The following is a 20,198-nucleotide window of genomic DNA, read 5'->3' as shown; positions in this document are numbered from 1 at the left end:
TTCACGAGCTCTGGTCCGGTGAACGCGCAGGGCCGTCAACCTAACTCGCCACCACCGACCCGCTTTCGAAAACGTCAATCGGCATCGGACGCCGCAGCTTCCAGGTGATCGCAATGGGTCGTTCACCCTTGTGGCTGAGGTAATCAACGGGGCCTAGGAAGATAAACGGGGATGCGCCGAAGTCTCCGTCGGGACGGTCGCGAACGAAGAGCAGGATTGTGCATCCGTTCGTAGGCTGCTCCACGAATCGTCGACCCATATCCGAGTCGAGGGCGGTGCTGTTGGGTGACTCCCAATGGAATTCGGTACGCGAGATCGGGTAGTCGCGGTACATCGTGGTCGGACTGAACTCGCGTTCGTCCTTGTGGAGGTTGACGAAGAGAGCTGCGATTCCGTCGTTCCAAGTGACCCCACCCGCTTGGCCGCGTGCCTTGCGCTTGATGTTGGCGAATCCGATCGCCGCGAGGGCCTCTTCGCGTCGGTACTGCGCGTGGGTGAGGAGCGGCATGGCGTCGTGCTCGCCCTCGATTGCTCGGGGCACGTGGTGAATACTTGCGACAGACACATCGAGGACCTGCCTGATCTCGGAGCCGACCGCTGGATGTTCTCGCAGGAATGCGAATCCGTCGTTGTAGCTGGAGAATCCGCCGTGGTCCGGCCATAGAGTCATGAAAAGCATTCGCGCGTATGCCTGCCCCCTCGCGGAGAGTTCTTCGTAGCGAGGCCCCTCGGGAGATATCAGCTGGCTGTAGATGCCTGCCCGCTCCGGGTCGTCGACATGCGCCAGCGCGCGAATCCGCCGAAACAGTGGTTCTTCACCCGGTACGGCCGTCGGGTCGAACAGGCCCGCATCGCGAAGAATCGGCGTCCATGCGCGGGTCCCGCTGCCTGAATAGATGTCGGAGAGTTCGCCGCCGGTCGCGTGGAGGTAGTTGCCAAGCACAGAGGTTTTCACCTGCCGGACGGATTCGACCAATGCGCTGCGCCGATTCTTTGGTAGAGCGTGCTTGACCGAATCGAGGATGATCTCCTGTGCCTGCCGGTCTAGTACGAGCCGGCTCGCGCCCGGAAGAAACGGGAACTCATCTGCGATTTCGTCGACTAGCCGCTGCCCGCGTGAGCCGGTGAGCGCGGTAAAGCGTGGTGAGAAGTTGAACTCGGCGCGCTGGTGCCCGATGAAGTCGAGCACTGTAAGAACTGCTTTCCCCTTGCTACGCCGGAGCCCACGTCCCAACTGTTGCAGGAATACAGTCGGACTTTGCGTTGGTCGCAGCATCAGCAATGTATCTACGTCCGGGATGTCGAGTCCCTCGTTGAAGATGTCGACCGCGAACAAGCAAGCGACTTCGCCTTGCCGAAGTCGCCGGAAAGCATCAGCACGTTCGGAGGAGCTAGTTCTCGCGGACAGTGCGATTGATGGCACCCCCTGTCGAGTGAATTCGCGCGCCATGTACTCGGCATGAGCGATTGAGACGCAGAATCCGAGGGCGCGCATTGTTTTCGGCGAGACGACGCGTTCGCGGACAGCGTTTAATATCAGGCGCGTGCGCGCATCGTTCCCGGTGTAGACATTCTCGAGGTCGCTCTGATTGTAGTCGCCACGTGACCAGGTGATGCCGCGGAGATCGGTGTTATCAGCTATACCGAAATAGTGAAACGGGCACAGCAGATCCTGCTCCAATGCATCCCACAGTCGGAGTTCATACGTAGCGCGGCCGCCGAACCAGTGGAGAATGTCGAGAGAGTCGGAGCGCTCGGGAGTTGCTGTAAGTCCAAGCAGCTCTCGAGGTTCGACGCGGGAGAGTAGGTTGGTGTACGTGCCCGCAGCGGCATGGTGAAACTCGTCGATGACCACGACGTCGAAATCACCTGGACGGATATCCTGACCGCCGTGACCACTCAGCGACTGAATGCTCGCGAACACGTGCCTCCACATTGATGGGCGTCGACCGTCGACGAATAGCTCACCAAAGCTTCCGTCGCCCAACACTTCCCGGTACTTGCGCAGCGATTGCTCCAGAATCTCCTTCCGATGGGCTACGAACAGAAGAGTCAGGTCCGAGTGTTCGTCGGCGCAGAGTCGTAGGTAGTCGAGAGCTGCGACGACGGTCTTGCCCGTACCTGTCGCTGCTACGACGAGGTTGCGGTGCTGGTCGTGAACTACGCGTGCGACTTCCAACGCTTCGAGGATTCGCTCCTGATGTGGATAGGGTTTCACGTCCAGTCCGGAAACGGTGATCGTTTCTCGGCCAGACCCGGATCCACCAGCTTCGGCCAGGGCAGTGTCCAAACGCTCTGCGTCCGTCGCAGGGTCATAGGACTTAAAAGCAGGGTCGTTCCAGTAGGTATCGAAGGTGGCTTCGAACTTGCGGGTCAGGGCGGGAGTGCTGACATTCGAGATTCGCACGTTCCACTCGAGTCCGTCGACCATGGCTGACCGCGACAAGTTCGAGCTGCCAACGTATCCCGTGTCGAAGCCGGAATTGCGTCGAAACAACCAGGCTTTGGCGTGGAGTCTGGTCGATGCCGTCTCGTAGCGAATCCGAACGTCCGCTCCGTACTTGTTGACGAGGTCATCGATGGCTCGGCGCTCAGTGGCACCACGGTAGGTTGTGGTGATTACTCTCAGCTGAACGCCGCGCTCACGCAGTGTGCGCAGTTCGCGTCCGATTACAGCAATGCCAGCGAAGCGGATGAAGGCGCAGAGCAAGTCGACGCGGTCTGCGCTACTGAGTTCGCGCGCGATCTCGCTAGCCATGTTCGGTTCATCGCGGGTATTGGTCAGCAGCGCGACGTCGGATAGAGGGGTGGCCGGTCGGACGGGTGCCGGCCTGCCAGCGGGATGCAGGGACCCCAGCATCTCGCTGCGTGCGACGCTGTCGATCTCCCCATCGATGAGTCGGTTGATGATCGCGTTGGCGGCATGGCGGCGCTCGGACTTGTTGACGGACCGTAGATGCCGCTCGACGACGGCAGCGATGTGGCGAGCGTATACATGCGGCTCGTCGTCTTCGGTGATGTGCTCAAACTCGGCGTCGAGTTCGGACTCCACGAGCTGCTGTTGCAGTCGCGAAGTGAGGACGGACTCGTAGATGCCCGGGAATAGCGGATCGATCACGAGGGGAGTAGATCACAGCAGTCTGACGGAAACCCGTGATCGGGTGTTGCACCCGCGGAGTGTCAGGCGGAAGAGATAGTCTTCGATACGTCATCCGCCACGGCCCGACAGACGCGTCACTGAGACAAGGCCCCAACCCGGGCGGGAAGTCCGTCGTGTCTTCCTGGAGCCGCAGTGTCGCTGTGTCGGGGCTCGGTGTCTGGCGTGCGCAGCCAGATCGCCGCAGACAAGCTCGTACCCGCTTTGACTGAACAGTTCTTCTACGAGTTCGGCTACCACGCGTCGAAGGCTGAAGTGCGCTCGTGGGAGCGCAGCCTCGGAGTGCTCGTCAGCGATCTCCAAGACGCTGGCCTCGACGCCGCCGAGATGCTCATCGAGTATCGACTTCCGCTGACCAGCAAGCGCGCGGATGTTGTGGTGTGCGGGCACAACCTGAAAACGGGCGAACCGTCGTACGTGGTGATTGAGCTGAAGCAGTGGACGAAGGCGTCGATGGTCGACGGCACGGACGACGTTGTGTATCTCGATGGTGTAGGCGAGCGACTTCACCCGGTAGACCAGGTCGAGAAGTACTGCACTCACATCGCTGACTTCATCGCGAGCCTGGGCGGGAGCACTGAGCAGCTGGCTGGCGTGGCGTACCTGCACAACGCAACAGACACTGACATCAGCACCCTGTGGAGTCGCCAGCAATCGACTACCGGCCGGATGTTTACCGCGCAGCGCCGAGGTGAGTTCGTCGACTTCCTGCGATCTCGGTTGAGCCCGCGATCTGGAGCGGATGCGGCGGACCAGCTACTGAGCTCGTCGGTGCGTCCGAGTAAGCAGCTGATGACGCTCGCCGCGGACGAGGTTCAACGCCGCGAGCAGTTTGTGCTCCTCGACGAGCAGCAGGTCGCGTATTCCGAGGTGTTGCGCGCGGTGCAGGACGCCGCAAAGTCGAATACCAAGCGTGTGGTTGTGATCGTCGGTGGGCCGGGGTCTGGCAAGTCGGTGATCGCGCTCAGTCTGCTCGGTGAGCTCTATCGCCAGGGGCGTACGGCCGTGCATGCAACGGGGTCTTCGGCATTCACCAAGACGCTGCGCAAGGTCGCTGGTGCGCGAGCGCCGCGCGTCCAGAAGCTCTTCACCTACTACAACAACTTCATCAACTCCGAGCCCAACGACTTGGAGGTCCTGATCTGCGACGAGGCACACCGCATCCGCGAGACGTCGACGAATCGCTTTACCCGCGCCATCAACCGAACTGGACGGCCACAGGTCGAGGAGCTGATCGACGCGGCGCGGACGCCGGTATTCCTGCTGGACGAGAACCAGGTAGTCAAGCCAAGTGAGCGCGGCAGCGTCGAAGAGATTCGGGACGCTGCCGAGAAGCTGGGGTGCGAGTTCAAACTCATCTCGCTCGACGGTCAGTTCCGGTGCGGCGGTAGCAGCGCCTACGACCACTGGGTGCGACGGCTCCTCGACCTCGAACTGGGAGGGCCGATCCAGTGGGAGGGCGACGAAGCCTTTGAAGTGAGCGTCGACGAGACACCGTCAGTCGTTGAGGACAAGCTCGAGCGGATGCTCGATGAAGGCTATTCGGCTCGGATCGTCGCAGGATACTGCTGGCGGTGGAGTAACCCCGAGAGCGGTCAGCCGCTGGCGCCGGACATCGTGATCGGCGACTGGAAGCGGCCGTGGAACAACCCCAAGTCGACGCGGCACGGTGACGCGCCCGGCCGCGAACTCTGGGCTACCGATCCGGCAGGGTTCAGCCAGATCGGTTGCGTCTATACCGCACAGGGATTCGAGTACGACTACGGCGCAGTCATTTTCGGGCCGGACCTGGTGTGGCGCAAGGACCGCTGGGTTGCGCAGCCCGAGTACAACTTCGACAACCAGGTCAAGAAGGCCGACCATGCTGCGTTCGACCGGGCTATTCGAAACACCTACAAGGTGCTCTTGACGCGCGGCATGCGTGGAATGCGAATCTACTCGACTGACCCGGAGACGCAGGAGTTGCTGCAAAAGTTAGTGGGGCGGTAAACATGCCGTCAGTACTAACGACATATTCGGGAGTTGCGCCCGGTGTGCAGCAGAATCTTCGGTTTGGTATCGAGCACGGTCGATGGGGTTTGTGCCGTGAGCCGTACGGGTGGAAGAAAGGAATGTCCTTCGACTGGCACGTGATTGGTGCGCGTGCAAGCGGTTTACGCCGCGGTCCGCGGTGCCAACCCGAAGAATGGGTCACCAGTGCGGTTGACCTGTATCTGTTCGGCGTGCTAGCTCCCATGAGGATCGAATCCAGCTACTTCTGGCCGGATGAAAAAGAGCAGTCGGCGCTCTATTACCCCTATAGATTCGATTTCGATCTCGTTGCAAGTGCGATCCAGGTGCCAACGGCGTACGACGGTCCGATCCCAAAGGCAATCTCGGAAGGAATCCGTCGTGCAGCCAACCCAAAGGCCGAGTCGGTCGCATTTATCAGTGCCTCCCAGTGGTCGGCGCTCGTCGGCGAAGTGAAGGAACGTTCGAGGAGGGGCGCCTAGCGAGTGCTGCGCCGTTCAGTGGGGCGGGAGAGCCCGCGTGAGAACCGCAGCGGTCGTTGACAGACCATTAACCACCGGCCACCCATGCACAGCCCCAACCCACTCCTCGTTGAACGCCCCGCGACCCCAGCGTGCCCCGAGTAGCCCGCCCGCGATCGCTGCAATCGTGTCGGTGTCGTCGCCGATTCGGACTGCTACGTAGAGGCTCTCCCGAACCTGATCTGCGGGGACGGCGTGGTCGGTCTGCACGATCGCTGCCGTGGCGGCCTGGAGAGCGGTGACGGTGAACCCGTTCGGCGTGAACCCAAGTGGGTTACGGGTATGCGCGTCATCGAGCCGGGTCCTCCACCGTGAACGACGCTCGGTGGGTATCAGGTCGAGGCCAGCGTCGATGGCTATGCGTCCCTCAACGATCGCGACCCGGATAGCCTCGCTCCACAGCACGCACGAGTCGCCCGCTAGTTCGTCAGCGTGGGTGAGTGAGGCGACGGCTCGGGCAGCTTGGGCGAGCGTCTCGCGATCGTCGGTGTGGGCCAGCGCGACCGGTGCAGCCCGCATCAGCGCGCCGTTGCCCGCTGAGTGCGGGTGGGCAGCGGCGAAGGCGTCAGACTGCGTCCGCATCACCGTGCCGGTCGACGTGGTCGGGTCAGACTCCAGGCAACGTTGAGTTGCGCTGAGTACAGCCCGCGTCTGGTTGCCGATGTCCGGCGGGTTGCCGTCAAAGTCGGTGTACCAGCGCATGAATCCGCGGGCGACGGCGTCGAGGCCCTCCTCGGACGTGAGGTCGTGCCCGTCGGCAACAGCCTCGGCGATCGCGATCGCCATCGAGGTGTCGTCGCTCCACTCGCCGGGCTCGTAATTGCCGAGGCCGCCGCCTTTCATGACTGGAACTTCTTCCGCACCGAGTCGCGGTTGGAACTCGTAGGGAACACCGAGCGCGTCGCCGATGGCGGTGCCGAGGAGGACGGCGGAGGCGCGGTCAGTTTGCGCGGGAGTGAGTTGCATTGGTGGGTAGGCCTTTCGGATATGGGCGGGTGGTTTCGACACGACGGCTCGGCTGGCGCCTCGCGGTCGGCTCAACCACCGGGGGAAGGGTGGTTTCGACACGACAGCTCGGCTGGCGCCTTGCGGTCGGCTCAACCACCGGGGAACTCGACAAACTCGACCAGCGGGGTCGGCTCAGCCGGCGGGGGTGGTTTCGACATGACAGCTCGGCTGGCGCCTCGCGGTCGGCTCAACCACCGGCGAACTCGCTCGACCATCGGTCCGGCGCGCGAACCAGCACCTATCCCCGCCGGCCGCGCTTCCGGTTGCCGAGATGGTACGAGTCCCTCGTCATCTTCGAGACGTAACCGGCGTCGCCCACAGCCCCCACCGCGCCGAGTTCCTCGATCAGCGACAGCTCGTCGTCGATCGCGTTTCGCTCGGAAGGTGCGGCGAGCAGTGCCGACGAGATCAAACTGTCCCGCGAGGCCTGCAGGTACGAGCTGCCGGCGTCGAGGTCGCCCCGCTCGTACGCCTCCGACGCCCGCAGCTTGGCGGCCTGGCCCTCCTGGTAGAGCTTCTCCGACTGAACACGCGGGTCGGCGACTCGACCCTCTGCTTCGTCGCCCGGAACCACGTTCACCGTGACCGGCAGCGTGACCGTGTGCTCGGTCAGCGTCGCCGACTCGACGTAGCGCAACTCGAGCTCTGCGATCTGCGCGACACCCAACCCCGACATCCCGTCAACAGCCAACTTAAGCAACAGCTTTCGCGCTTCCGACCCGTACAGGTCCCCCAGCTCGATCGCCACCTCGCCGTCGGCGACCTGGTGTGCGGGCAGATCGTTGTACAGACTCAGCTGCACCTGCGGGATGAACCGCACGGTCAATGTCACCGCCTGAACGGCCTTCGACAGCAACCCATCGACTTCACCGCCGATTGCCGCGCCGGCGGCATCCGGGTCGTCGGCAAACACGTGGTTTCCGTTGCCAGAGCGCGCAATTGCTGCGAGCAGTGTCTCGTCGTAGCCACGTCCGTAGCCGAGCGTCGAGGTCACGATGCCGTCGGCGGCGGCCTTGGCGGTCAATGATGCGAACTCGTCGACGTCGCTGATACCGCTGTTGACGTGTCCGTCGCTGATGACAAGCACTGTGCCGCCGCTGATTCCGGATGCCGTGGCTGCGCGGCGTAGTTCCTGCAGGCCACGCAAGTATCCCGAGGAGAGGTCCGTCATGCCGCCCGTAATGATCGCGTCGACGAGATCGACGGCACGCCCCTTGTCGGCCAGCGGTCCGGCGGGCACGGCAATCTGAGCCTCGTCGTCGAAGGTCACGACACCGAATACGTCGTGCGGGTCGAGTCGGCTGATGACCGCGGCGAGCGCCTTCTTGGCGCCCTCGAGTGGGGGGCCGCTCATCGAACCACTGCGGTCCAGGACGATCTGCAGAGCGGAGGGCGCCCGTTCCGTGGTTGGCGCCTCGGGTGCTTCCAGTTCGATCAGTACGGAGACTTCGTCGGCGGATTCGTGGGCGACGATGTCCACGTCGAGGGCGGTGGAGAACTTCATGATTTGCTCCTGTTCCCGCCCGGGTAACGAACCGAGGCGACTTTGCGCGGAAGTGCGATTAGTAGTTTGAGTGAAATTGCGAATAGTGTCAAGGGGTGGCTACGACCTCACGATCTCGCCTCGCGAGCTATCCACGCCCGAACGTGGCCGTCGACATCGCTGTACTGACCGTCGTCGACGGTCAGTTGAACGTTGTCGTGCAACGAGATTCGGACTCTGGACAACCAGCCTTGCCGGGCCGTTTCATCCGAGAACGGCGCACCGTCGACGAGACGGTCCGTGAGGTTCTGGAACTCAAGCTGGGACTTTCACCCGATCGCGTCCGTCCGCATCTGCTCGCGGTGTTCAGCGATCCTGATCGAGATCCCCGCGGGTGGACGATCTCGATCGCGCATGCCGTCGCGCAACCCGCTTCGGCGCTGACGGACGTCGTCGGAGAGCTTGCCCCGTTCGACGCTGACGGTCGTCTAGCGTCGGGGGAGCGGTTGCTCTACGACCATGACGAGATCATTGCATCCGCCACCGACAATCTTCGTGAACGCTACGAGTACCGTCCTGATCCCGACGGTCTGCTGCCTGAGCCGTACACCTTGTCGGACCTGCGTGAGCTGCACGAGGCGATCCTGGGGCGACGACTCATGCGCGACTCGTTCAACCGGCGCGTGCAGCCGCTGTTGGAGCCGAAAATCAATGAGATGGGCGTTCCGGAGACCAGGGTCGGCGGCGGACGGCCGGCGCGGTTGTTCATGAAGAGCGCACCCCCAACCGCGACGTTCGGCTGGAAGCTGCCGAGTCGGGATGAATGATGCATCCGCCGCCGAGCCGAAAATGTCCGATTTGATAGGTTAGCCTCTCGAACGTTAAACGAGGGGAAGAAATGCTGGTCGACCCAGATGTTCTGCGATCTCTCTCAGGCAAGGCGACCGTTGCTGCAGAGATCATCACCGACACCGATCTGTCGGCGGCTGTCTTCGCGGCAGCGGACTGTATGGAGCACTCGTCGACTCAGTGGGCAGCACGCTTGGTATCGACTCATTTCGGGTTGAAATCGGACGACCTGGCGGGGAGCGCTGAATCGATGGGCAGGTCCGTCCGCGGGATCGGCGATGCATTTGAAGTAGACGACAACGATCTGGCCTCTGACTTCGAACGACTGTGGTCTTGACATGCTGCCTACCAGGAGCCAACTTCGCACGTGGAACCCACCGCAGCTCCATCAGCAAGCCACTTCGGTGACCACCGCCGGTGCCGCTGTCCATGGTGCAGTTGTTGATCTCGAGGAAAAGTGTCAAAGCCTCCCTGAGCTGCGGGGTTGGTCTGGGCGCGCGCATGATGCGGCTGTCAAGATGTTCGGGCGTGCCAGCGATGCGGGTTCCGCATTATCCGATGAAGCCGGTGACATCGGACGAGCGCTCAGCGATTGCGCAGAACCCCTGACAAAAACTCGGAACGCACTGCAGGCGAAGGCTGACGAGTTGGACAGTGGTGATCTTGAGGTTACCGACGCATGGGTAGTGTTGCTGAAGGCGAGGTCTATGACGGTCGAGAAGGCAGAAGCCCTGCACGACAGAGCAATTTCCGAGCAGATCGTCCTCAACGAGCTCCTGCTCGCCGTGGGCGATGCCGACGACGCGGCGTCGAACTCTCTGCTCTCGGCAGCGGAGAAACATGGCTTTGAGATTCCGAATCCTCTCATCCCCATTCCAGGCCTGGTCAGACCACGCGACGAAGTGCCTAACCCTCGATCTTTGTCGGGCCTCCATCAGCAAGTGCTTGTGCGGGCCGAGGATATGGCCGTGACGGTGCGAGAAGCATCGGAGTCGCTGGATGAGCAAGGCAACAAGGTGAAGACGCTGTTCATGCAAGACGGATCGCGTCAGATAATGACAGAAATGAATCCCTACCGCGGATCAGTTGCTTCCCAACGAATGAACGAGGTGGTGATAAAACACCTTGATAAAGATGGCCAGGAGGTTTCAGTGAGCTCCTCGTGGGAGGAGTTCGACGGAACCAAAATAAACTCGACCAAGTTTTCCGACGGGACTCTCATCTATGCCCAAGAATGGGCCGACGGTTACCGCGAGGCACGTGTCACGACTGCTGACGGTCGTAGCGGCCTGATCAATTCTGATAGCAGCTTCTTCACGCACCCTGTGCCCTCGGCGGTTGGTGGAGCGTTGAGTGGAATTCAGACCCATGCCGACAGGGGCGGCGGACTACCGATGATTAGTTCAGAGCAAGTGAGCAAGGTCGGGGCAGGCGCAAAATTCGCCGGGCCGGCTATCGGTGTCGCCACCACGATTTATGACGTCGCCACCGCAGAATCCGGTGACAAGTGCGACGCGGCTATATCAGGTGCGTTGGGGGTCGTCGGAGGCGTGGTCGGAGGCGCCGCAGGTGCAGGACTCGGCGCAGCTGCCGCGGGTGGGGGTGCGGTGCCCGGTGCCATCGGCGGCTCGACACTCGGAGGCTGGGCCGGTGGTTGGATCGGAACGAAAGTGGGAGCTGTGGTGTGTCCGTAGCGCACTATCCGGTACCCGACTCGTGGACCGATCGCCGTAGCCAGTTCCTCTTCTCGATCGGGCTCTTTGCGGTCTTCACGATGCTGTGTGCGATGTGGACCATTCGCGTACTGGCGGTTGGGGAGTTACCGACGGTTCTCGTGTCGATCCCCTTGGGAATCGGGGCGGGCGCGCTTGCAGTCAACGCGTACCGCGTCAGAATTGCGGAACGCGTCGCGCCGAGATGTGTGTGGTCAGCCGCGGGACTGATCGTCCTGCCGGACGCGAAAAGTCAAACGCTCGCGAACGCAGGAATAGGTGCGTTGGGTTTCGCAGGAACCGCGTTTGCAGTACTAGCGCCTCTGCATCTGATTGATCTCGAACTATCTGGCGGGCAAAGGCTCATCTTCTCTATCGCTGCGGCGGTTGCCGCGGCGGCGGCGTTGACTCAATTCCTCATGCTCGCGCGTCACGGGTCGCCCCGCGTGCAGCTTGGCGCAACCTCGGTCACGATCTTTGACGGGATGCGGCGACTCGACGTGCCGTGGGACAACATCGCGACCATCAAAGACCACCCCGAAGCAGGGCGATCCCACACCGGCCACACTATCTGCGTCGTACCGGAGAGTGGACGCGCTTACAACTTTGAGCAGAGTGGCTCGTACACGCCGGGAGGTATCGGGCTCTTCTGGATGCTTCGCTTCTATTGGTTGACGCCCGAGGCGCGAGCAGAACTCGGAGATGGACGAGCGGCGGAACGCTATCTGGCCGGTCGGTTTCCGGTCTGAGTGGCGTTCGAGGTCACCACGCACCGCTGGTCACAAGTCAGCTCACCCCACCCACTTCGAACTCGAAATGTCCTGATTCCCGCACAACTCGATCCGGCTGTCAGCCCCATGTGCCAGAGTCATCCTGCACGCGGAAGGGGTAGCTATGACGCAGACGATGTGCGCTGGCGTCTCCCTCGAGAGCAAGTGCCACGCGTTGATTCATCTTGGTGAAGTCGCCCCAGAGGTTCTCGGACTCGCGCTGAGACCCTCCCTCTGCATTGCGCCACGTGAAGAAGCGTTGTCGCGCAGCAGATTCAGTTGATCGCTCGCGGACCTTTCCCATACGCGGGTCACCCTCCCCGCCGTCGAGGATCAGCACATCGGTGACTCCTGCGGTCAAGTTGATGGCGACCGCTGCACCCAACTGCGTTATGCGTGAACGCATCATCGTGGCCTCTAATGGTCACGAGTCGTGATGGTGCCGGGAGCTGTGATCGACCTTCCGGCAGGCCTCGCGCGGTTCACCGTCAACCTGTCGTGGAGTTCCGCGCGAGTGACAGCGCCTGAAGTCGACGTGGTTGCGTTCGAGTTAGGGACAGACGAGAAGGTTCCTTCTGACGACGAGTTTGTGTTCTTCAATCAACCCTCAAGTCCTGACGGCGCTCTAACTCTCTCCATCGACGGCGATCGCGAGTAAGGAGTATCGGTCGACCTCCGAGTCGTACCCGAAGACGTTTCACGGATTACAGTGGGTGCCTCGATCGAGGACAAGACTTTCGGCGAACTTGGCGCGCTAGCAGTAGAAGTCACTACACCTGACGCCGGGATTGCGAGCGCGGTACTCGATGCAGCGACCACTGAGAGGTCGATGATTATCGCCGAGGCCTGTCGACGACGTGACGTCTGGCGGTTGCGGATGGTCGGACAGGGTTACGACGACGATCTCGCTGGCATTGCAACTCGGCACGGCGTCGAGGTTGAGGACTGACCGATCCGCATCGACTCGGGGCGGTACACGTGATGGACTCGTTCGTCCTTCAGTCGCGACCGGATGCTTCTACCCTTGACCTGTATGCGCCGTCCACCGCACACTAGCCCGCTCCTCCGCGCCGCAGCGTTGGCCACCGCGCCAGCGCTCATCCTCGCCGGATGCTCGTCAACAAACGACGACGCCGCCCAACCGTCGGTTACCTGCGGTGAGATTCTGACGGGCACGCAGACCGACTCCAGCGCGGCGCGAAAGTCGTCCCAGGACATCTCCACCAGACCCGAGTCTGCCACCGGCTACCGCACGGGCATGCAGTCCGTGCAGACCAACACCTACGCCGCGGCGACCGCCAACCCGCTCGCCACCAAGGCCGCCTGCGAGACGCTGCGCGATGGCGGCACGGCGGCCGACGCACTCGTGGCCGCGCAGATGGTCCTCGGCCTCGTCGAGCCGCAGTCGTCGGGCATCGGCGGTGGATCGTTCGCGCTGTACTACGACGCGAAGGCCCACAAGGTCAACGCCTACGACGGCCGAGAGACTGCGCCAGCCGCCGCCACCGAGGACTACCTGCGCTACATCAGCCCCACCGACCAACGAGCACCCATTCCGAGCGCCCGCGCCTCGGGCCGCTCCATCGGCGTCCCTGGCGCAGTACAAATGCTCGAAGAGATCCATAACGAACATGGTCGTACCGCTTGGAAGGATCTCTTCAACCCTGCAGTCAGCCTCTCCGACAACGGCTTCGACATCTCGCCACGCCTCGCAACCGCAATCGCCGAATCCGCCAAAGACCTCAAGGCCGACGACGACGCCCGCTCGTACTTCCTCAACCCCGACGGAACGCCCAAGGCCGCCGGCACCAAGTTGACCAACCCCGCCTACGCAAAGACGCTGGGCGCCTTGGCAACCGACGGCGCGCAAGCCCTGTACTCCGGACCCATCGCCGACGCGATCGTCGCCAAGGCCGGCTCGACGTCGAACGGCATGACCCCGAGTCTCCTCACCACCGACGACCTCAAGAACTACAAGGCGATGCGTCGCGAGCCGGTGTCGACGGAGTACCACGGACACCGCATCGTGGCGATGCCCGGGCCGTCGTCGGGCGGGATCACGGTTGCTGCGACGATGGGCATCCTTTCCAACTTCGACATCCCGTCGATGCCCCGACAGGCGTCGACCGCGACGGTGGGCACCCGAATCCTGAAGCGGTGCATCTGATCAACGAGGCGGAGCGCCTGGCCTACGCCGACCGCGACAAGTACATCGCCGACCCCGACTTCATCCCGTTGCCGGGCAAGGGTGTTGCGACGATGCTCGATCCGACCTACCTGAAACAGCGTGCGGCACTGATCAAACCGAACACGTCGCTCGGGAAGGCGCAGCCCGGAGACCTCGGTGAGGTCCCGCTCGGTTCCTACACCGGCACAGAACACGGAACCAGCCACATCACTGTCGCCGACAAGTACGGCAACGTGGCGTCGATGACGACAACCGTTGAATCGGCGTTCGGCAGCTTTCACATGGTCGACGGCTTCATCCTCAACAACCAGCTCACCGACTTCTCCGCGGAGCCGCGCGACGAGACCGGAGCGCTTCTCGCCAACCGGGTTTCGCCGGGCAAGCGGCCGCGATCATCGATGGCACCGACCCTCGTCATGCAGCCGGGAGCCAGCGGTGAGCCAGATACCCTGACGGCCGCGCTCGGCTCACCCGGCGGCTCCGTGATCATCCAGTTCGTCGTGAAAACGCTTGTTGGAATGCTGGATTGGAAACTCAACCCACAGCAGGCCGTCTCGATGATCGACTTGGGCACAGCCAACACCCCGACGTCGAACCTCGGTGGTGAACACCCACTCGTTAACACTACGAACGACGGCGCCGACGATCCACTCGTGAAGGGTCTACGCGAACGCGGCGAACAGGTATCGGTCGACGATCCGTCCAGCGGGCTCAGTGCACTGCGGCGCTCAGGCAACGGGTGGCTCGGCGGGGCCGATCCGCGTCGAGAGGGTGCCGTGATGGGTGACGACGCGTCGCTGAAGTGATGCGTGGTGCCACGTTTGAATGACTCCGGTTAACGCCTCGTCGTCGTACCACGACACTCCGTATGTCCAGGCAGTACCGAGGCACTGAAGGAGAAGCGAATGGTGGCACAGCAATCATCGACAGGGCGCACCAGGACCTGGCGAGCCTTCGGGTCTCGAACTGCAGGGGCATTCATCGTCACCGCAAGCGCGATGGTCGGCGTCGGACTGGCCGCGGGGCAGGCGGCCGCCGCGCCCTACAACCCAGCTCCGCCGCTCACGGTGTGTTCGACGACCTCTCAGAATCCCTACTTTCCGCCGCTGCCCATCGCCAACCTCCTCCGCGTCGGCCAGTCGGGCCGCGTCGTCGAGAACCCCACGAGGCGGGTAATCGACCACGGCAAGGTCGATTTCGAATTTCTGAACGCCAACCAACTCTTCACACCGGCCTTCGACCAAACCGTCCGTTTCACGTGGCGCAACCTCAACTCCGGACAGACCGGAGTGGCGATCGGCCGCACGCCGGTCCGCGGTGAGGTGTCCATCGCGTACGCGGAACGCGTGCACACCGGCCCCGGTCGGATCGTCGTCAGAGCCGACGTGACCAACCGCGGCCAGGCCAACACCGGATCGTCGGGCGCGGTCACCCGTGCAACGTGCTCAGGAAGGCCCTTCGTCGTCGTCTGAGACCTGGCCGAGCCGCGCGATCATGTTGCGTGGGATCCTGGGTACCGAAAATGCCCCCGTGGATCCCACGCAACTGCTGAGTGTCAGTGCGTCTCCACCGTCCGCGCCAGAATTCCTAGCGTCGCGCGCAAGCCGGCCTCGGGGATGATCGGGAACCGGCCCTTGATGTCCTCGTTGGTGACACGGCTCCAGTCGTAGTACGACGTGACCAGTGTGCCTTCTTCGATCGGTTCGAGCCGGTAGCCGTACCGGTGATCGAGGGGCGGGCGGACCGTGCCGATGATCGTCCACTCGATCCAGCGGTCCTGCTCGAATCCCGTGATGATCACCCGGACGTCGTACTTGCCCATCGGGAGATCGTTGAGTGACTCACGGTCCATGTGGACGACGAATTCGTCATCCACCGCGCTGACCGGCGAGCCCTCCGCACTTTGCAACATGCCAGAGCTGTCGATGGCGACGTGACCTTCCGGCGAGGTCAGAAGTTCAAAGATCGCCGACGGTTTGGCCCAGATCAGGCGGGTGATCTCGAATAGCTCGGGCATCGGATTCCTCAGCTTCGACGATTCTTGTCAGCGACACTGAAAGCCTAATCGCTGCCACCCCGAGAGGATCGAAGGCGCTGCATCAACAGATGTCGGTTGCGGAGTCGTTTCGTCCGATTTTGAGCTAATCCACCTGAACGTACGACAGTCCTGCAATTGGCGCCGAACGCCCAGTCGCTCTGATTCGCGTCCCTAAGAATCGCGCAGATTCATACCCTCGGCGCGGCGTCGACCTGGAACTAACCTGGCATCGGTTATGAGCGTCAGCGCCCAGCCCTGGCTTGCTGACCAGCAACCCTCCGTCGTGGTGGGGTGCTCCAGGTGACAACCCGACGGGATTCGATCGCCCGTAACGACGACGCCGAGGACGAAGACCGATAACTGTGACCACCGAACTCACCGCCGCGCACGCGCGCCCGCTCACTCGCGGGCCGGACGACGCGGATCTGCTCTCCGCCAAGCTGGTCAAGGCCCGCAAGCCCGGCCAGTGGGTGAGCAGCGCCATCGTGTTGGTACTAGCCGCGATGCTGGTGCACACGTTGTTCACCAACCCACGATTCCAGTGGGATGTGGTCGGCAACTACTTTTTCCACGACTCGATTCTGCGCGGACTCGGACTCACGCTGTGGTTGACCGCCGCTGTCATGGTGTGCGGCTTCGCATTAGGAATCCTGCTCGCAGTGATGCGCCTGTCGTCGAATCCCATCCTGTCGACGTTGAGCGCGGGCTATGTCTGGCTTATCCGGTCCGTCCCGCCGCTGGTCCAGTTGCTCTTCTGGTACGAGCTCGCATCGCTGTACCCGCAACTGTCACTGGGTATTCCGTTCGGTCCGGAGTTCGTCACCGCCGACACGGCGCACCTGTTCTCGGGTGTACTCGCGGCCTTCGTCGCACTCACCATCGACGTCGCGGCGTTCGCCGCAGAGATCGTGCGCGGTGGCATCCTGTCCGTAGACCGGGGCCAGGCTGAGGCCGCAGAAGCGTTGGGATTGAGCAGATATCGCATCTTTCGTCGAATCATCCTGCCGCAGGCCATGCCAGCGATCGTGCCGGCGTCGGGAAACCTACTGATAGGTCTGCTGAAAGCGACGTCGATCGTCAGCGTCATCGCGGTTCAAGATCTGCTCTATTCGGCGCAGTTGATCTACCAGCAGAACTATCTCATCCTGCCGCTCCTCTTGGTCGCGACGATCTGGTACATCATCGTCACGAGCGTGCTGTCGGTCGGACAGTACTTCGTCGAACGCCACTACTCACGCGGCAATCGTCGACCGCAACAGAGCTTCTGGACGACGGTCCGCGAGAACCTGCCCCTGTTCGGGCGGGTCCGTACCGAGCTGCGCAGACTCGACCTCCGCAACGAAGGAGCGGTGCGCGCGTGAGCTTTTCGACGACCCACCGCAGGCACGACGCGGACCAGCACGAGGACGACGCGGACAACGACCAGACACTACCTCTCGTGCGAATCAGAGGACTGCGCAAGAGTTTCGGACTCCACAAGGTGCTCGACGGCATCGACGTCGACGTCCCGACAGGCACCGTCACCGTGCTGCTCGGACCGTCCGGCTCGGGCAAGTCGACACTGCTGCGGTGTATCAACCACCTCGAGAAGCCCGACAGCGGCTTCGTCGAGGTCGGCGGCGAGATCATCGGATACCGACCATCGGCAGGCAAGCTGCATGAGCTGTCGCATCGCGAGATCGCTCAGCAGCGTTCGAAAATCGGGATGGTGTTCCAGCAGTTCAACCTGTTCGGCCATATGACGGTGCTGCAGAACGTGATCGAGGGTCCGTTGGCGGCCCGCATCGCACGCCGAGAGGCGCAGGCACGCGCCAGTGATCTTCTCGAACGAGTTGGCATGGCCGGCCGCGAAGACGCCTATCCGCGCCAACTCTCCGGCGGACAACAGCAGCGCGTCGCTATCGCACGCGCCTTGGCGCTCGAGCCGCGCCTGCTGCTGTTCGACGAGCCGACCAGCGCGCTCGATCCGGAACTCGTCGGCGAAGTCCTCGCCGTGATCCGCGACCTCGCGCGCAGTGGAATGACCATGGTGATCGTCACCCACGAGATCGGATTCGCCCGCGAAGTGGCCGACCAGGCGATCTTCCTCGACGGTGGTCGGATCGTCGAATCAGGCTCTCCCGCAGAGATTCTCGACGACCCGCAGCACGAGCGTACGAAAGCGTTTCTCTCCGCGGTGCTCTGAGGAACCCGTGCGAGTGTGCACGATGATTACCTCTGCGTGCCGTAACCAGTTACTACACAGAAGAATTCAGACAAGGGGACTAAGACGATGAAGAACCGCCCACGTATCCTCGCTCTGTTGGCCGCCGGCGCGGTGGTCGGGAGCATCGTGTTGAGTGGTTGTGGCTCGTCGTCGGACGGCGCAGCGAACTCTGCGGAGGCGTCTGCCGTTCCGACACAGGACATCACGAGCAGCATTGCCAAAGACGATGCAATCAGTGCCGAGCTGCCCCAAAGTGTGCGCAATGCAGGCTCTTTGACCGTCGGGACAACTCAGACTCCCGGAACGTCGAGTCTGCCGCACGGTGGCGTCGTCGACGACAAAAACGTCGGGCTCGATCTCGACCTGCGTACCGCGATCGGCAAGGTACTCGGCATCAACTGGAATGTGCAGTATGGCACCTTCGCCTCGATTATCCCCGGTGTCCAGAACGGAAAATACCAAGTGGGACAGGCGAATTTCGGTGTCACCGCCGAGCGTGAGAAGGTCCTCGACTTCTCGACCTATCTCAATGACGGCCAAGGATTCCTGGGCTCGTCACGCGTCGACCTCCAAAAGGTTTCCACCATCACCGACGTCTGCGGTTACACCATCGCCACCACGCCCGGGTCCACCTTCCAGACGCTGCTGAGCTCGCATGTCGGCGACTGCGCGAAGATCGGCAAGAAGCCCTGGACTGTCCAGTACTTCAACGACACCGCCCCCATCTTCCTGGGTCTGGCCAACGGCAAGGTGGACCTCTTCTTCGGCCCGGTCCTGAGCCTGAAGTACGACGAAAAGCACGTCGAGGGAACCAAATTCCTCGGCCAGATCAGCTCGACGCCAGTCGGATTCGTCACCGCCAAGGACTCGGGCCTGGCCAAACCGCTGTCCGACGCCGTCAACAAGCTCATCAAGACCGGCGACTACGCCAAGATCTTCGCGAAGTGGGGTGTCCCGGACACAGGCGTCGACAAGTCGACCATCAATCCCCCAAGTAGTTTTTGACGCCGAGTACTTTCTGACACCCGCGCAGTCGCTGACGTCACCGTCATCCACGCAACTGGCCTCGCCCGCGGATGTCAGTCCCGTGTGGTTGTCTGAACTGCATGGGGGACAGGTGGACCACTGACGAGGTGCTGGCGCTCGCGCCCGACGCCTCGTCGGCCAAGGCCGGTCAGAAGCTGGCCACCCCGACGCCCTGGTCAGGCACCGGTGCAGCCGATTCGCTGGTGTGGGGTCACTGCAAGGGCAGCGGCAAAACGCCGTACCAGACCATCGTCGAACTCACCTCGCCGGCCTTCAAGTGCTCGTGTCCGTCACGGAAGTTCCCGTGCAAACACGCTCTCGGACTCCTGCTGCTGTGGGCACAAGGTGAAGTTGCCGATGCCGCGCAGCCCGCTGACCACGCCGCAGCATGGCTCGCCGCGAGACGCGAGCGGCAGTCCGCCGCGCCCGCGCAGCCGGCCGCCTCCAAAGATCCCGGCCGCGCGGCCTCGACCGCAGCGCAACGCGTCCGCCGTGTCGGCAGCGGTATCGACGAATTGCAACTCTGGCTCACCGACCAGCTCGGCCACGGCCTGGCGGGCACCGACGTCGACGCCTACGGCCGATTCGACGGCGTCGCCGCACGGCTGGTCGATGCCCAGGCCCCGGGGTTGGCGTCCAAGATCCGAGCGCTACCCGAGTTGTTCGCGGGACCCACGAGCGGCGTCGACTGGCCGGCACGCCTACTGGAAGAGTTCGGCAGCCTGTGGTCGTTGAGCGCCGCACATCAGCGGCTCGACCTCCTACCTGCCGATCTCGCCGCCACGGTCCGCCGACACATCGGCTATCCCGTCGCCAAAGCGGATGTCCTCGCCGCCGAGGGCATCACAGACACGTGGTTGTGCCTCGGCCGTCGAGACACCGACGACGACCGGCTCCAGACTCGGCGAACCTGGATCTGGGGTGCGAAGACCAAGCGCTTCGGTGTCCTGCTCGATTACGCGCCCAAGGGCGGCGTATTGCCGATGCGTCCCAGGGTGGGCGCAACGCTGGTCGCGGCGATGTCGGAGAGCACGAGCATGCCGAGCGGATCGGGATGTGGGAGTGCGTCGGGCTGCGGTGACTCTGCGTCGGGCTGCGGTGACTCTGCGTCGTCGTAGAGGCAGCGCAGCAGAGGCGAGCCCGGGTAGAAGTGCATCGCCGCGACCAGCGTTGCGCCCACCCTGGGACGCATCGGCAATACGCCGCCCTTGGGCGCGTAATCGAGCAGGA

At 62.8% G+C, this 20,198-nt stretch carries 15 protein-coding genes, 2 pseudogenes and 1 riboswitch; of the genes and pseudogenes, 12 read left to right on the top strand and 5 right to left on the bottom strand.

Features of this window, described 5'->3' with window-relative positions; genetic code table 11:
- Window positions 1-40: 40 nt before the first annotated feature.
- The gene (locus A5766_RS15345) at window positions 41-3,118 is read right to left on the bottom strand and encodes a DUF3427 domain-containing protein (protein ID WP_064905248.1); all 3,078 of its coding nucleotides are present in this window, start codon (window positions 3,116-3,118) and stop codon (window positions 41-43) included.
- Window positions 3,119-3,313: 195 nt separating this feature from the next.
- Here A5766_RS15345 and A5766_RS15340 point away from each other — a divergent pair, with 195 nt between their 5' ends.
- On the top strand, window positions 3,314-5,146 hold the full coding sequence (locus tag A5766_RS15340; protein WP_064905263.1) for a DUF2075 domain-containing protein: 1,833 nt from the start codon (window positions 3,314-3,316) through the stop codon (window positions 5,144-5,146).
- A 122-nt stretch (window positions 5,147-5,268) separates the two neighbouring features.
- Window positions 5,269-5,649 carry a hypothetical protein gene (locus A5766_RS15335; protein WP_231894667.1) on the top strand — a complete coding sequence of 127 codons (381 nt, stop codon included), beginning with the start codon at window positions 5,269-5,271 and terminating at the stop codon, window positions 5,647-5,649.
- A gap of 15 nt (window positions 5,650-5,664) precedes the next feature.
- On the opposite strand, the gene A5766_RS15330 is transcribed toward A5766_RS15335, so the two are convergent.
- The gene (locus A5766_RS15330) at window positions 5,665-6,654 is read right to left on the bottom strand and encodes an ADP-ribosylglycohydrolase family protein (protein WP_064905244.1); all 990 of its coding nucleotides are present in this window, start codon (window positions 6,652-6,654) and stop codon (window positions 5,665-5,667) included.
- Window positions 6,655-6,934: 280 nt separating this feature from the next.
- Window positions 6,935-8,200 carry a vWA domain-containing protein gene (locus A5766_RS15325; RefSeq protein WP_064905242.1) on the bottom strand — a complete coding sequence of 422 codons (1,266 nt, stop codon included), beginning with the start codon at window positions 8,198-8,200 and terminating at the stop codon, window positions 6,935-6,937.
- A gap of 95 nt (window positions 8,201-8,295) precedes the next feature.
- Between A5766_RS15325 and A5766_RS15320 the strand changes: the two genes are divergently transcribed.
- From A5766_RS15320 to A5766_RS15305, 3 genes are all read left to right on the top strand, one after another.
- On the top strand, window positions 8,296-9,006 hold the full coding sequence (locus tag A5766_RS15320) for an NUDIX hydrolase (RefSeq protein ID WP_064905241.1): 711 nt from the start codon (window positions 8,296-8,298) through the stop codon (window positions 9,004-9,006).
- A 426-nt stretch (window positions 9,007-9,432) separates the two neighbouring features.
- The gene (locus A5766_RS24435) at window positions 9,433-10,722 is read left to right on the top strand and encodes a hypothetical protein (protein ID WP_231894666.1); all 1,290 of its coding nucleotides are present in this window, start codon (window positions 9,433-9,435) and stop codon (window positions 10,720-10,722) included.
- Window positions 10,713-11,489, top strand: a complete 777-nt coding sequence (locus A5766_RS15305) for a hypothetical protein (protein WP_064905239.1) — start codon at window positions 10,713-10,715, stop codon at window positions 11,487-11,489. The genes A5766_RS24435 and A5766_RS15305 overlap by 10 nt, the downstream gene beginning before the upstream one ends.
- A 100-nt stretch (window positions 11,490-11,589) precedes the next feature.
- Here the strand turns inward: A5766_RS15305 and A5766_RS15300 are convergent, their stop codons facing one another.
- Window positions 11,590-11,916: a hypothetical protein gene (locus A5766_RS15300; RefSeq protein WP_156527469.1), complete on the bottom strand. Its 327-nt coding sequence runs from the start codon at window positions 11,914-11,916 to the stop codon at window positions 11,590-11,592.
- Between the two features lie 30 nt (window positions 11,917-11,946).
- Between A5766_RS15300 and A5766_RS23950 the strand changes: the two are divergent.
- The 3 genes and pseudogenes from A5766_RS23950 (at window position 11,947) to A5766_RS15280 (ending at window position 15,170) form a co-directional block, all read left to right on the top strand.
- Window positions 11,947-12,459: pseudogene (locus tag A5766_RS23950) on the top strand (TerD family protein).
- A gap of 84 nt (window positions 12,460-12,543) precedes the next feature.
- Window positions 12,544-14,504 (top strand): annotated as a pseudogene (locus A5766_RS15285) (gamma-glutamyltransferase family protein).
- A gap of 99 nt (window positions 14,505-14,603) precedes the next feature.
- Window positions 14,604-15,170, top strand: coding sequence for a hypothetical protein (locus A5766_RS15280; RefSeq protein WP_231894665.1), 567 nt, complete (start codon window positions 14,604-14,606; stop codon window positions 15,168-15,170).
- 83 nt (window positions 15,171-15,253) lie between these two features.
- Here the strand turns inward: A5766_RS15280 and A5766_RS15275 are convergent, their stop codons facing one another.
- Window positions 15,254-15,715 carry a hypothetical protein gene (locus A5766_RS15275; RefSeq protein ID WP_064863193.1) on the bottom strand — a complete coding sequence of 154 codons (462 nt, stop codon included), beginning with the start codon at window positions 15,713-15,715 and terminating at the stop codon, window positions 15,254-15,256.
- Window positions 15,716-15,967: 252 nt separating this feature from the next.
- Window positions 15,968-16,077: riboswitch (SAM riboswitch) on the top strand.
- A gap of 21 nt (window positions 16,078-16,098) precedes the next feature.
- Here A5766_RS15275 and A5766_RS15270 point away from each other — a divergent pair.
- The 4 genes from A5766_RS15270 to A5766_RS15255 all read left to right on the top strand — a co-directional run bounded on the left by A5766_RS15270 (window position 16,099) and on the right by A5766_RS15255 (window position 20,086).
- Window positions 16,099-17,097 (top strand): amino acid ABC transporter permease, encoded by a 999-nt coding sequence (locus tag A5766_RS15270; protein ID WP_064905230.1) that lies wholly within the window; start codon window positions 16,099-16,101, stop codon window positions 17,095-17,097.
- Window positions 17,098-17,174: 77 nt separating this feature from the next.
- Window positions 17,175-17,921 carry an amino acid ABC transporter ATP-binding protein gene (locus tag A5766_RS15265; RefSeq protein ID WP_064862786.1) on the top strand — a complete coding sequence of 249 codons (747 nt, stop codon included), beginning with the start codon at window positions 17,175-17,177 and terminating at the stop codon, window positions 17,919-17,921.
- Window positions 17,922-18,008: 87 nt separating this feature from the next.
- Window positions 18,009-18,947: a transporter substrate-binding domain-containing protein gene (locus A5766_RS15260; RefSeq protein WP_064905228.1), complete on the top strand. Its 939-nt coding sequence runs from the start codon at window positions 18,009-18,011 to the stop codon at window positions 18,945-18,947.
- Window positions 18,948-19,048: 101 nt separating this feature from the next.
- Window positions 19,049-20,086, top strand: coding sequence for an SWIM zinc finger family protein (locus A5766_RS15255; protein ID WP_082965532.1), 1,038 nt, complete (start codon window positions 19,049-19,051; stop codon window positions 20,084-20,086).
- Window positions 20,087-20,198 lie beyond the last annotated feature (112 nt).

It is taken from the genome of Gordonia sp. 852002-51296_SCH5728562-b, from assembly GCF_001665475.1.
Lineage (GTDB): Bacteria > Actinomycetota > Actinomycetes > Mycobacteriales > Mycobacteriaceae > Gordonia > Gordonia sputi.
Note: the sequence above shows the minus strand (reverse complement) of the source record. Positions and strands in the feature narration are given on the sequence as shown.